This is a genomic window from Pantoea sp. Sc1 (genome assembly GCF_000255315.1).
GTDB lineage: Bacteria > Pseudomonadota > Gammaproteobacteria > Enterobacterales > Enterobacteriaceae > Pantoea > Pantoea anthophila.
Map to the genome: position 1 here is coordinate 74,898 of NZ_AJFP01000001.1, position 12,072 is coordinate 86,969.

At 59.2% G+C, this 12,072-nt stretch carries 14 protein-coding genes; 2 read left to right on the plus strand and 12 right to left on the minus strand.

Going from position 1 to position 12,072, the window contains the following annotated elements:
- Positions 1-34: 34 nt before the first annotated feature.
- The 12 genes from nlpD to cysG form a co-directional block, all read right to left on the minus strand.
- Positions 35-1,135: a murein hydrolase activator NlpD gene (gene nlpD, locus S7A_RS00385; RefSeq protein WP_009086925.1), complete on the minus strand. Its 1,101-nt coding sequence runs from the start codon at positions 1,133-1,135 to the stop codon at positions 35-37.
- A 162-nt stretch (positions 1,136-1,297) separates the two neighbouring features.
- Positions 1,298-1,924 carry a protein-L-isoaspartate(D-aspartate) O-methyltransferase gene (locus S7A_RS00390; RefSeq protein WP_009086927.1) on the minus strand — a complete coding sequence of 209 codons (627 nt, stop codon included), beginning with the start codon at positions 1,922-1,924 and terminating at the stop codon, positions 1,298-1,300.
- The gene (gene surE / locus S7A_RS00395; RefSeq protein ID WP_009086929.1) at positions 1,918-2,679 is read right to left on the minus strand and encodes a 5'/3'-nucleotidase SurE; all 762 of its coding nucleotides are present in this window, start codon (positions 2,677-2,679) and stop codon (positions 1,918-1,920) included. Before surE ends, S7A_RS00390 begins: the two co-directional genes overlap by 7 nt.
- 191 nt (positions 2,680-2,870) lie before the next feature.
- Positions 2,871-3,911, minus strand: a complete 1,041-nt coding sequence (gene truD / locus S7A_RS00400; protein WP_009086931.1) for a tRNA pseudouridine(13) synthase TruD — start codon at positions 3,909-3,911, stop codon at positions 2,871-2,873.
- Entirely contained in the window at positions 3,908-4,390 is a 483-nt protein-coding gene (gene ispF, locus S7A_RS00405) for a 2-C-methyl-D-erythritol 2,4-cyclodiphosphate synthase (protein ID WP_009086933.1), read from the minus strand. The genes truD and ispF overlap by 4 nt, the downstream gene beginning before the upstream one ends.
- Entirely contained in the window at positions 4,390-5,106 is a 717-nt protein-coding gene (ispD, locus tag S7A_RS00410; protein ID WP_009086935.1) for a 2-C-methyl-D-erythritol 4-phosphate cytidylyltransferase, read from the minus strand. Before ispD ends, ispF begins: the two co-directional genes overlap by 1 nt.
- 3 nt (positions 5,107-5,109) lie before the next feature.
- Positions 5,110-5,427, minus strand: coding sequence for a cell division protein FtsB (ftsB, locus tag S7A_RS00415; protein WP_009086936.1), 318 nt, complete (start codon positions 5,425-5,427; stop codon positions 5,110-5,112).
- A 176-nt stretch (positions 5,428-5,603) separates the two neighbouring features.
- Positions 5,604-5,924 (minus strand): DUF3561 family protein, encoded by a 321-nt coding sequence (locus tag S7A_RS00420; protein ID WP_009086937.1) that lies wholly within the window; start codon positions 5,922-5,924, stop codon positions 5,604-5,606.
- A 54-nt stretch (positions 5,925-5,978) separates the two neighbouring features.
- Entirely contained in the window at positions 5,979-6,584 is a 606-nt protein-coding gene (cysC, locus tag S7A_RS00425; RefSeq protein ID WP_009086939.1) for an adenylyl-sulfate kinase, read from the minus strand.
- Positions 6,584-8,011, minus strand: a complete 1,428-nt coding sequence (gene cysN, locus S7A_RS00430; RefSeq protein ID WP_009086941.1) for a sulfate adenylyltransferase subunit CysN — start codon at positions 8,009-8,011, stop codon at positions 6,584-6,586. Before cysN ends, cysC begins: the two co-directional genes overlap by 1 nt.
- Positions 8,012-8,022: 11 nt before the next feature.
- Positions 8,023-8,931 carry a sulfate adenylyltransferase subunit CysD gene (cysD, locus tag S7A_RS00435; RefSeq protein WP_009086943.1) on the minus strand — a complete coding sequence of 303 codons (909 nt, stop codon included), beginning with the start codon at positions 8,929-8,931 and terminating at the stop codon, positions 8,023-8,025.
- A 9-nt stretch (positions 8,932-8,940) separates the two neighbouring features.
- Positions 8,941-10,356 (minus strand): siroheme synthase CysG, encoded by a 1,416-nt coding sequence (gene cysG / locus S7A_RS00440; RefSeq protein ID WP_009086945.1) that lies wholly within the window; start codon positions 10,354-10,356, stop codon positions 8,941-8,943.
- Positions 10,357-10,720: 364 nt separating this feature from the next.
- Here cysG and S7A_RS00445 point away from each other — a divergent pair, with 364 nt between their 5' ends.
- Together S7A_RS00445 and S7A_RS00450 are read left to right on the plus strand one after the other, a co-directional pair.
- On the plus strand, positions 10,721-11,734 hold the full coding sequence (locus S7A_RS00445; protein ID WP_033736029.1) for an aminopeptidase: 1,014 nt from the start codon (positions 10,721-10,723) through the stop codon (positions 11,732-11,734).
- A 9-nt stretch (positions 11,735-11,743) separates the two neighbouring features.
- Positions 11,744-12,028 (plus strand): YciI family protein, encoded by a 285-nt coding sequence (locus tag S7A_RS00450; protein WP_009086949.1) that lies wholly within the window; start codon positions 11,744-11,746, stop codon positions 12,026-12,028.
- Positions 12,029-12,072 lie beyond the last annotated feature (44 nt).

Consider the following 12,072-nt stretch of genomic DNA (forward strand, 5'->3'; position numbering starts at 1 on the left):
AGGGCAGAACATAAAAAGGGTCTGTTCTGCCGGATTATCGCTGCGGTAAATAACGCAACGGGTTTACGGATTTCCCCTTGTAACGAATTTCAAAATGTAATCTGACTGAACTGGTTCCGGTGCTACCCATGGTAGCGATCTTCTGCCCCGCCTTAACTTCCTGTTGTTCCCGAACCAGCATTGTATCGTTGTGGGCGTAGGCACTCAGGTAATCATCGTTGTGTTTAATGATGATTAAATTACCGTACCCCCGGAGTGCGTTACCTGCGTAAACCACGCGTCCTGATGCGGTGGAAACGACAGATTGTCCGCGCGTTCCGGCGATATCGATCCCTTTATTGCCACCTTCGGCGGCAGAGAAGTTATCGATAATCTTCCCATCGGTCGGCCAGCGCCAGCTTCCGACCGGCGTTGAACTGTTGGTGGTACTGCTCACCGTTGGGGGGGCGGTAACGACTGGAGCTGTTGTCGTTGCAACATTTGCTCCTTTCGAAGGCAACAATTTGCTGCCACCCGAATTACCCGAATCATCAGAATACGTAATAACAGGTTGCTGTGCAACAACAGGCGCTTTAATTTGTGGCGACGCCGGGACACCGCCCTGCGTTGCATCAGCAACGGTAATGGGATTTCCGCCCGTAATCGGCTGACCTGACCCATTTCCAATCTGCAGCGTTTGCCCCACATTCAGGCTATAGGGCGCCGGAACGTTGTTGCGCTGGGCTAAATCGCGGAAGTCGTTGCCGGTAATCCAGGCAATGTAAAACAATGTGTCACCGCGCTTAACGGTATATGTTTCACCGGAGTAACTACCCTTTGGAATATTCTGATAACTGCGGTTGTACACAATCCGGCCATTTTGTGTCTCAACATTATCGCTGGTACTAATCATTCCACCGCTGCGGGGAGCAGATCCTGAATTTGTGCTTAACATTTGTCCCTGGGCAGGTGTGGCAGGTACGCCGCCCGAAACCATGCCTGTGTCAGACGGGCTGCTGTTCATGCCGCCATTGTCGCCCACGCGACTGATGGGCGCCTGCGAGTTGTCGCTGGAGCTGCAGCCTGCCAGCCAGAAACCTACCAGTGAAAGCGCCGCCAGACGGCGTAACTGAAAAAGTGTGCTTCCCGTGCTCATTAATCCCCCGTGATGGCAACTCTAATCTATCTGTTTCACTGTATCTGCCAGCAGAATGCTCTGCGTGACGCGATAAAAGCTGTGTTTTCGTTAGGTAAACCGGATAGTAACAACATCAGGTACGTGGTGCCATGAAACAGTTGTGAAGAAATACGTAGAGGGTCAGGCCAGGTCGCCCTGCACCAGCGGAACAAAACGCACCGGCTCGATGGTCTCTTCCGTCACCTCTTTTCCCTGACGACGCAGCCGTTTCAGTACCTGCTGATCTTCCCCCACCGGCAGCACCATAATGCCGCCTTCTGCCAGCTGCGCTATCAGCGCAATCGGAATTTCCGGCGGGGCCGCCGTGACGATAATCGCATCGAACGGGCCTCGGGATGGCCAGCCCTGCCAGCCGTCGCCATGGCGGGTGGAGACATTGTGCAGATCGAGCTGTTTCAGCCGGCGCTTGGCCTGCCACTGCAGCCCTTTAATCCGCTCCACGGAATAGACGTGATCAACCAGGTGGGCCAGAATGGCGGTCTGATAACCCGAACCGGTGCCGATTTCCAGCACCCGCGAATGGGGATTCAGCCCGAGCAGCGCGGTCATCCGCGCTACCATGTAAGGCTGTGAGATGGTCTGACCGGAGCCGATAGGCAGGGCGACATTGTCCCAGGCCTTGTGCTCGAACGCCTCATCGATAAAGCGTTCGCGTGGCACCTCGCTGATGGCTTTCAGCAGGTTTTCGTCATGGATGCCCTGCTGACGCAGTTGTGACAGCAACGTCTCAATACGCCGATTCACCATGCCAGATTCACCTCAGCTTTCGCCAGCCAGTCGCTGAGCACCTCCTGTGCACTGTGCGCCGTTAAATCGACGTGCAGCGCGGTGACAGAGACATAACCCTGATCCACGGCGGCGAAGTCCGTATCCGGCCCGGCATCCAGTTTTTCACCCGGCGGGCCAATCCAGTAGAGGGTATTGCCGCGCGGGTCCTGCTGCGCAATCACCTGATCGGCCGGATGGCGGCTGCCACAGCGCGTCACGCGAATGCCCCGGAGTTCGGAGAGCGGCAGATCGGGCACGTTGATATTGAGAATGCGACCGGTGCGCAGCGGCTCATGCGTCAGCGCCCGGAGAAGCGCACAGGTCACCGCCGCGGCTGTCTCATAGTGCTGATGACCATTGAGCGAAACGGCGATCGCCGGTAAGCCCAGGTGTCTCCCCTCCATCGCCGCCGCGACCGTACCGGAGTAAATCACATCATCCCCCAGGTTGGGACCGGCATTGATGCCTGACACCACAATATCGGGCCGCGGCTGCATCAGGGCATTCACCCCCAGATAGACACAGTCGGTCGGGGTACCCATCTGCACCGCGATATCGCCGTTTTCATGGGTGAACGTTCGCAGGGGCGTTTCCAGGGTGAGCGAGTTTGACGCACCGCTTCGGTTACGATCGGGGGCAACCACCTGCACGTCAGCAATCTGCCGCAGGGCTTTCGCCAGAGTCTGAATACCTGGCGCATGAATGCCGTCATCGTTGCTGAGCAATATCCGCATTTCGTTCTGACCTTTTTTTATTCGACTGGTCGCCGCGACTGAACCTGTCTGAACGGCATGGCAACAGGTGAGGAATGGGCGGCGATTTTTGCATTCTAGCGAGGCACGCAAGGAAGTGGTAGGCGTAAATCACACAGCAGAGGGGGGTTGCCGCAACATTCCCCACACAGCGGGTCAGGTTGCGGCGAAGATTACTCATCAATCTGATCGGACGCGTCGGCCTGAACCAGCAGTTCTCTGACGACGCTGGTGGCGAAGCTGCCTGCGGGCAGCCAGAACGTCAGCTCCAGCGTCACCTCATCCCACCAGCTCCAGCGCAGATCGCGCGGCACGACCAGCATGGCACGGCGTGCGGCATCCACCCGCTCGCGCTCAATCAGGCCGGTCAGCAGGGTTTCGCCAGCCAGCACCTGCTCTTCAAAAGCCAGCGCATCCGCCTGCGGACCCGGCTCGCCCCGCCCCGGCAGCGGCGCGGTGATGCGCAGTTCATGCTGTTCAACCCGGCGCTGGCACGCTTCCAGCTCATCCGGCTGCGCAACAAACCAGCTGCCTCGCCCGGTCAGCTGCAGGGCATCGCCGTTAAGGACCTGACTCAGGCCACCCTGCTGCGCCAGACGCGCACTGGTCACCTGATTAAACAGCGCACTGCGCGCGGCAGAGAGCATCAGGCTGCGCTTGTTGCGATCGCGCAGGATAATCTCGTTACGCGCCCACTTCTCTGCGATCACCAGGTTATTGCCGCCGCGCCCGAAACGCTGCTCACCGAAATAGTTCGGCACGCCCGCGTCACGAATCTGCGTCAGGCGCGTCTCAACCGCCTCACGGTCACTGATCTGGCGGATGACCAGCCGGAACGCATTTCCGGCCAGCGCGCCGGTGCGCAGCTTGCGCTTGTGGCGTACCGCCTGCAGGATCTCTACCCCCTCCAGCGCAAAGCCGCGCAGATCGGGCATCGCATTCCCCGGCAGACGGAAACAGAGCGTCTGCTCCGTCACGGCATGGCGATCCTTCATCCCGGCATAGCTCATGTCACGCTGATGCACACCGAGATATTTCGCCAGCGCCTCCGCCACGAAGCGGGTATTCGCGCCCACTTTACGGATGCGCACCAGCAGATGCTCACCTTCCCCATCCGGGCCATAACCGAGATCTTCAACCACCACAAAATCTTCCGGGCTGGCCTTGATGACGCCGGTGGCAGCGGGCGTGCCGTGCAGATAGTGAAGCGTCATTGAGTGTCGGCTTTCAGCAGCAGGGCCACCGCTTCGCAGGCGATCCCTTCACCGCGCCCGGTAAAGCCCAGCTTTTCGGTCGTGGTGGCTTTGACATTGACCGCATCCATGTGACATCCCAGATCTTCCGCGATGTTGATGCGCATCTGCGGCACATGCGGCAGCATTTTCGGCGCCTGGGCAATCAGGGTGACATCCACGTTACCGATGCGATAGCCTTTGGCTTCGATACGACGCCAGGCCTCGCGCAGCAGGCCGCGGCTGTCCGCGCCTTTAAACGCGGGATCGGTATCCGGAAACAGCTTGCCAATATCGCCCATGGCGACCGCGCCCAGCAGCGCGTCCGTCAGCGCATGCAGCGCCACATCACCATCGGAATGGGCAATAAACCCCTGCTCAAACGGGATCCGCACACCGCCAATCACTAACGGACCCTCTCCGCCAAAGGCGTGAACGTCAAAACCGTGACCGATACGCATCATGCGCTCTCCTTTAATTGAATCTGACTCAGATAAAAAGCCGCCAGCGCCAGATCTTCTGGCCGGGTGACTTTGATGTTATCACTGCGTCCGCTGACCAGCAGCGGATGGTAGCCGCAATACTCCAGCGCCGAGGCCTCATCCGTAATGGTTGCGCCCTCGGTCAGTGCCCGCGTCAGGCAGGCTGTCAGCAGCGCATGCGGGAAAAACTGGGGGGTTAAGGCGTGCCAGAGATCGTCACGCTCTACCGTGTGGGCCACCGCGGCTTTGCCCGGCTCGCCCCGCTTCATGGTGTCGCGCACCGGTGCGGCCAGAATCCCGCCGACGTGGCTCTGTTCGCGCACGTTGAGCAGCTGCTGCAGGTCGTCGGGATGCAGACAGGGACGGGCAGCATCGTGAACCAGAACCCACGCGGCACCCTGCGCGGCCTGCAGGCCAGCCAGCACCGATTCGGCGCGGGTTTCTCCGCCGGTAACCCTGAGCACGCGCGGATCGCGCGCCAGCGGCAGTGAGGCGAAGTGCTGATCGTCGGGACTGAGGGCGACAATAACCTGTTTAATGGCAGGATGGGAAAACAGACGTGCAATGCTGTGTTCCAGAAGGGTGAGCTGACCAATCGTCAGATACTGCTTAGGACAGGTTGCCTGCATGCGGCTGCCGATCCCGGCCGCGGGCACCACGGCAATCACATCCGCAAGGGAGGCCAGAGTATTCATGTTTTATCGTTGTTGGTTTTGCGCTGATTGTTGCGCGTTGCGTTTGTTCTGGTCAGGCACCAGACGATAGAAGGTCTCACCGGGCTTAATCATGCCCAGCTCATTGCGTGCACGCTCCTCGATCGCTTCCGAGCCGCCATTGAGGTCATCAATTTCGGCAAACAGCTGATCGTTGCGCGATTTCAGTTTGGCATTGTTAGCCTGTTGCACCGCGACATCATCATTGACGCGCGTATAGTCGTGGATGCCATTTTTCCCCAGCCACAATGAATATTGCAGCCAGCCGAGCAGCACCAGTAACAGTAACGTCAGTTTTCCCATCCCGCCCCCTAAAAACGGCCCAATCATCCCATAACTTTGCACAGGACTCCACACCAGCGGAGAAAATGGCGCGCTTTGCCGCGCGTCTGCACAAAATATGAATCAGCAGCGATTCCAGGGGGAAAAGATTTGTAACCGGCCGATGCGTTTGCACATCAGCGCAGGGGCATCAGCGCTTACCAGCCGGAGAGAAAAGAGAACATTAACCAGAAGAGGGAGACCACCAGAATCACGGTGGCGAGTGCGGTCCAGAGCCACTGTCCGCTGAGCAGGGTATTCAGGGCAATACCGGCGACCACCGCAACCGGCAGCAGCGCCAGAAAGAATGGCCAGGTATACAGAAAGAAAAACAGCGTGTTAGAGCCGAACAGCAGGAACGGGATCGCCAGCGCACACCAGTAAGCGAGAAAGCCGATCACGCAGCCCGGCAGCAATGAGCGCGGCTCATCCGGGGCAGTGTCATCTTTACGAGCGAGCAGTGGGGTTATGTTCTGCATAGGCATCCTGTTGGTGCGAGGGCGGCAAATCAGAGACGATTTGCCGCTGTCTCTTCAGGATCTGATGATATCGCGGTCACGCAGCAGGTCTAACAATTGGGCGGCCAGTTTTGTAACCAATTGTTCGCCATCCAGCTGAATTTCCGGGCTCTCCGGGGCTTCATAAACGCTGTCGATACCGGTGAAGTTTCGCAGTTCTCCGGCCCGGGCTTTGCGGTATAACCCTTTAGGATCGCGCGCCTCACACACCGCTAACGGCGTATCGACAAACACCTCGATAAACTGTCCCGGTTCCAGCAGATCGCGCACCATCTGCCGCTCGGCGCGATGCGGTGAAATAAAGGCGGTGAGCACCACTAATCCGGCATCCACCATCAGTTTCGCCACTTCGCCGACCCGACGGATATTCTCTTTGCGGTCGCCATCGCTGAAACCGAGGTCACGGCACAGGCCGTGACGCACATTATCCCCATCCAGCAGATAGGTGCTGACACCGATGCGGTGCAGCGCCTGCTCCAGCGCACCGGCGACCGTGGATTTCCCCGAGCCCGACAGCCCGGTGAACCACAGCACCACGCCCTGATGGCCGTGCTGCTGTTCGCGTGCCGCGCGGGTGACCGGATGGTCATGCCACACCACGTTGTCGTCGTGCTGCGCCATTATTGACCGCCCAGCAGATCGCGCGCGTTCCAGTGTGGGAAGTGACGGCGCACCAGCGCATTCAGTTCCAGCTCAAAGGCGCTGAACTCACCTGTATTGACCGGCACATCCTGGTTGGGCTGATGGATCATGCCCGCCCCGACCGTGACGTTGCTCAGGCGATCGATAAAGATCATGCCGCCGGTCACCGGGTTCTGCTGATAGCTGTCGAGCACCATCGGTTCATTGAAGACGATCTCAATGCGGCCGATTCCGTTCAGCGGCAGCGCATCGACCTGATGGGTCGCCAGCGAGTTGATGTCGACCTGATGCAGCACCTTTTCGACCCGGCCACGGGTTTTCTTACCGGCGATTTTCAGATCGTAGCTCTGACCCGCCTGCAGCGGCTGCTCCGCCATCCACACCACGTCTACGCTGGCCGACTGCACCGCCGTCAGCGTTTCGCTGGCGTCCACCAGCAGATCGCCACGGCTGATATCAATCTCATCCTGCAGCACCAGGGTAATCGCCTCCCCTGCTCCCGCGTCCTGCAGATCGCCATCAAAGGTCACAATGCGGGCAATCGTCGACTCCACGCCAGACGGCAGCACTTTAACGCGCTGTCCTACCTGCACGCTGCCTGACGCCAGGGTACCGGCATAGCCACGGAAATCGAGGTTAGGACGGTTCACATACTGCACCGGGAAACGCATCGGCTGATGGTCGACAACGCGCTTCAGCTCCACGGTCTCCAGCACGTCCAGCAGCGTCGGGCCGGTGTACCACGGCATGGTCTGGCTGGCCGTCGCAACGTTGTCCCCTTCCAGCGCCGACATCGGCACAAAGCGGATGTCGAGATCGTCCGGCAGCTGGGCGGCGAAATCGAGATAATCCTGTTTGATCGCCTCGAAGCGATCCTGACTGTAGTCCACCAGATCCATCTTGTTGATCGCCACCACCAGGTTTTTAATGCCCAGCAGCGTTGAGATAAAGCTGTGACGACGGGTCTGATCCAGCACGCCTTTTCGCGCGTCGATCAGCAGGATCGCCAGGTCGCAGGTAGACGCCCCGGTCGCCATGTTGCGGGTGTACTGCTCATGGCCCGGCGTGTCGGCAATAATGAATTTACGCTTTTCGGTCGAGAAGTAGCGGTAGGCCACGTCGATGGTAATGCCCTGCTCACGCTCCGCCTGCAGACCGTCTACCAGCAGCGCCAGATCGAGCTTCTCGCCCTGGGTGCCGTGACGTTTGCTGTCGTTGTGCAGTGAAGAGAGCTGGTCTTCATAGATCTGACGGGTGTCGTGCAGCAGACGCCCAATCAGGGTACTTTTTCCATCGTCCACGCTGCCGCAGGTCAGAAAACGCAGCAGGCTCTTGTGTTGCTGAGCGGTCAGCCAGGCTTCAACGCCGCCCTGGTCGGCAATCTGTTGTGCAATTACGGTATTCATCTGGCGTCTCCTTAGAAATAACCCTGGCGTTTTTTCAGTTCCATCGAACCGGACTGGTCGCGGTCGATCATGCGGCCCTGACGCTCACTGGTGGTGGACACCAGCATCTCTTCGATGATCTCCGGCAGCGTCTGCGCTTCGGACTCTACTGCACCGGTCAGCGGCCAGCAGCCGAGGGTACGGAAACGGACCATCCGCTGGGTGATCTCTTCACCCGGCTGCAGATTGATACGATCGTCATCAATCATCATCAGCATGCCGTCACGCTCCAGCACCGGACGCGGGGCGGCGAGATAGAGCGGCACGATCTCGATGTTTTCCAGGAAGATGTACTGCCAGATATCCAGTTCGGTCCAGTTCGACAGTGGGAAAACGCGGATGCTTTCGCCCTTGTTGATCTGACCGTTGTAGTTGTGCCACAGCTCAGGGCGCTGGTTTTTCGGGTCCCAGCGATGGAAGCGGTCACGGAACGAGTAGATACGCTCTTTGGCGCGCGACTTCTCTTCATCGCGACGTGCGCCGCCGAAGGCCGCGTCAAAACCATATTTGTCCAGCGCCTGCTTCAGCCCTTCCGTTTTCATGATATCGGTGTGTTTGGCGCTGCCGTGGACAAACGGGTTAATGCCCATCGCCACCCCTTCCGGGTTGCGGTGAACGATCAGCTCGGCACCCATCGCTTTCACGGTGCGGTCACGGAATTCATACATCTCGCGGAATTTCCAGCCGGTGTCCACATGCAGCAACGGAAACGGCAGCGTGCCCGGATAGAACGCTTTGCGTGCCAGGTGCAGCATGACCGAAGAGTCTTTGCCGATGGAGTACATCATCACCGGGTTGCTGAACTCTGCAGCCACTTCGCGAATGATATGGATGCTCTCCGCCTCCAGCTGACGCAGATGAGTGAGTCGTTTTTGGTCCATGATTTTCCCTCAAGCCAGATTGACAACGGCGGACTCGCGAGCCCCCTGCTGTGCTGAATGTTTAAACCAGGCGAGTTGCCCGTGCAGATTAACCACCTCTCCGATCACCAGCAGCGCCGGAGTAGGTGCCGAGGCGGCCAGCGCCTCAAGGTGTTCTAAGGTGCCGGTCAGCACCTGCTGATCCTGACGGGTGCCGCGACTGATCACCGCCACCGGCGTTGATGGTGCACGACCATGCTGAATCAGCGCCGCGCTGATAGCAGCCGCTTTAACCGTGCCCATGTAGATCGCCAGCGTCTGACGCGCACGCGCCAGCGATGGCCAGTCAATATCATCGCCATCGGGACGGCAGTGACCGGTAATAAACATCACGCTCTGGGCATAGTCGCGGTGGGTCAGCGGAATCCCGGCATAGGCCGTCGCACCGGCAGCCGCGGTGACGCCCGGCACCACCTGGAACGGCACGCCCGCCTGCTGTGCCGCCTGCAGCTCTTCGCCGCCGCGGCCAAAGATAAAGGGATCGCCGCCCTTGAGGCGGACAACGCGCTTACCTTTCAGCGCCAGTGAAACCAGCAACTGATTAATCTCTTCCTGCGGCAACGTATGCGCGCTGGCGCGTTTACCGACGCAGATGCGGTCGGCGTCACGACGCACCAGGTCCAGCACCTCTTCGCTGACCAGATGGTCATAGAGCACCACATCGGCTAACTGCATTACCTGCAGGCCACGCAGCGTCAGCAGGCCGCTGTCGCCCGGCCCGGCACCGACCAGAAAGATCTCGCCCTGACGGGTTGGCTCTTCCAGCAGTTCACGATCCAGGGTGCGTTTCGCCTCTTCGACGTTACCGGCGGACATCTGACTGGCGAACAGACCGTCGAAGGCCCGCTCCCAGAAACGCCGACGATCGGACATGCGGCTGAAGCGCTGTTTGACCTTATCGCGCCACAGCCCGGCTACCTCCGCCATCTGACCCAGACTGGCGGGCAGCAGCGTTTCGATTTTTTCGCGCAGCATGCGTGCCAGTACCGGCGCGGTGCCGCTGGAGGAGATCGCTACTACCAGCGGTGAGCGGTCAACAATCGACGGGAAGATGAAGGTGCATTTTGGCTGGTCGTCGACCACGTTAACCAGCTTATGCCGCGCGTTAGCGGCTTCAAAAACCTGGGTGTTGAGATGGTTATCGTCGGTGGCAGCAATCACCAGGAAAACGCCATCCAGCTGGGACGGATCAAATTCGGTCGCCACCCACTCCAGCTCCTGCTTATCCAGCAGTTCCTGCAGCTCCGGGCAGAGTTCACGAGAGGCGATCTGAACACGCGCGCGCGCGCGACGCAGCAGTTCAATTTTTCGCGCCGCAATATCTCCACCGCCGACAACCAGAACCGGGCGGCCAGAGAGATCGGCAAAAAGAGGCAAATAGTCCACGTTAACCCTGATGTTTTAACTTTGTATTAACGGGACTATACGTCGCTGAGTTTATCCAGATGAAATTACGAATTGGAATGAGTAGTTACCGAATGGAATAACGGTGACGCAAAGCACAGAACAATTTGATCTTAACAGATGAAATGTAATGGCTTTTTCGTGAACAGGCTCACAGATTCCTCCGCACCTGCTGCGCTGCAAAAGCAGATAAGTGCCAGCGCAAAGGTCTGCCTCTCTGTGCCGGAGGCGACAGCGCCCGATTCCACTAACAGGATTGCGGAACAAAAAGCGTATAATACGCCCGGCATGAGCGGCCCTGGCCCCTGTACAGGCCCGCTCCGGACAAATAAAAAAAGGATGCACTATGTTTTGTTCCCTCCGTCTGAGGGTTGCCACTCTTTTGTCTGGCGCACTCCTCTCCCCGCTGGCACTGGCCACGCCGCCCGGCCAGTTTGCTGAGCAGCAGGTCCGGCACATCGCCACCTTTTTCCCGGGCCGGATGAGCGGCAGCCCGGCAGAGCTGATGGCGGCTGACTATCTGCAGCAGCAATTTACCGCGCTGGGTTATCAGACCAATACCCGCCAGTTCAACACCGGTTACAACTGGCAGGAAGAGGATGGCTCGCGGCGCTGGCACAAGCTGACCGCCACCTCGGTCATTGCCGCACGCGCCGGCAGCGTGCCGCAGGAGATCCTGATCGTGGCCCATCTGGATACCTGGACGCCGCTGAACAGTGCCCAGGTTCACCGCAATCTGGGCGGCCTGCGTCTGCAGGGGGTGGATGATAACGCCTCAGGGCTGGGCGTGATGCTGGAACTGGCGCAGCAGCTGAGTCAGAAACCGCTGCACTATGGCGTCCGCTTTGTGGCGCTGAGCGCCGGAGAAGCCGATCTGCACGGCATGGATGACTACGTGGAGCGGATGAGCGCGCGTGAGAAGAAGAACACCCTGCTGGTCATCGATCTCAACAGCCTTATCACCGGCGACCACCTCTATTTCAACAGCGGCATGAATACGCCCCGGGCGGTACGCAAGCAGACCAGCGATCGGGCGCTGCTGCTGGCCCGCCAGCTCGGCATTCCCGCCGCCAGTCATCAGCTGACCCGCAAAGATGTCAGCGGGCTGAATGCCTTTGACAGGGCGGGCTTTCCGCTGCTGGATGTGACCGCCAGTAACTGGACGCTGGGGAATAAAGATGGCGCGCTGCAGCGTCACCGCAGCCGCCACTTTCCCGATGGCGTCACCCGCCATCAGACTGACCTGGATAATCTGAACTACCTTGACCGCTGGCTGCCGGGTCAGATAGCCCGGCGAACCCATGACAGTGTCAGCGTGCTGCTGCCGCTGCTCAGAGAACTGACCAATCCCAACGTGTGAGGATCTGACATGTACGTCGTCTTTCTGAATTACATTCGTCCGGTAGAGGAAGTTGAAACCCTGCTGGCTGGCCATATCGACTGGCTCAATCGCTATTTTGACGCGGACATTTTTATTGCGGCGGGACGTAAAGATCCGCGCACCGGCGGCATGCTGCTGGTGAGGGATATTGAGCGTGAACGGCTGGAGGCGATCTTAGCGGAAGATCCTTTTGTCGCCGTGGCGCAGTATGAGGTGACAAAGGTGAATGTCACGCGGGCAGCGGAAGCCTTCAGTGGCTTAACCGGCGTCTGAGACCGGGCAGTGACGCCCTTCTCTCCCGCCAGCCAGGGGGGAGA

Excerpts from the sequence above, each read along its gene's own strand:
- cysC (WP_009086939.1), bottom strand. The coding sequence starts at position 6,584 with ATGGCGCAGCACGACGACAACGTGGTGTGGCATGACCATCCGGTCACC.
- S7A_RS00450 (WP_009086949.1), top strand. The coding sequence starts at position 11,744 with ATGTACGTCGTCTTTCTGAATTACATTCGTCCGGTAGAGGAAGTTGAA.
- S7A_RS00445 (WP_033736029.1), top strand. The coding sequence starts at position 10,721 with ATGTTTTGTTCCCTCCGTCTGAGGGTTGCCACTCTTTTGTCTGGCGCA.
- nlpD (WP_009086925.1), bottom strand. The coding sequence starts at position 1,135 with ATGAGCACGGGAAGCACACTTTTTCAGTTACGCCGTCTGGCGGCGCTT.
- ispD (WP_009086935.1), bottom strand. The coding sequence starts at position 5,106 with ATGAATACTCTGGCCTCCCTTGCGGATGTGATTGCCGTGGTGCCCGCG.
- truD (WP_009086931.1), bottom strand. The coding sequence starts at position 3,911 with ATGACGCTTCACTATCTGCACGGCACGCCCGCTGCCACCGGCGTCATC.
- cysD (WP_009086943.1), bottom strand. The coding sequence starts at position 8,931 with ATGGACCAAAAACGACTCACTCATCTGCGTCAGCTGGAGGCGGAGAGC.
- S7A_RS00390 (WP_009086927.1), bottom strand. The coding sequence starts at position 1,924 with ATGGTGAATCGGCGTATTGAGACGTTGCTGTCACAACTGCGTCAGCAG.
- surE (WP_009086929.1), bottom strand. The coding sequence starts at position 2,679 with ATGCGGATATTGCTCAGCAACGATGACGGCATTCATGCGCCAGGTATT.
- cysN (WP_009086941.1), bottom strand. The coding sequence starts at position 8,011 with ATGAATACCGTAATTGCACAACAGATTGCCGACCAGGGCGGCGTTGAA.
- ispF (WP_009086933.1), bottom strand. The coding sequence starts at position 4,390 with ATGCGTATCGGTCACGGTTTTGACGTTCACGCCTTTGGCGGAGAGGGT.
- ftsB (WP_009086936.1), bottom strand. The coding sequence starts at position 5,427 with ATGGGAAAACTGACGTTACTGTTACTGGTGCTGCTCGGCTGGCTGCAA.
- S7A_RS00420 (WP_009086937.1), bottom strand. The coding sequence starts at position 5,924 with ATGCAGAACATAACCCCACTGCTCGCTCGTAAAGATGACACTGCCCCG.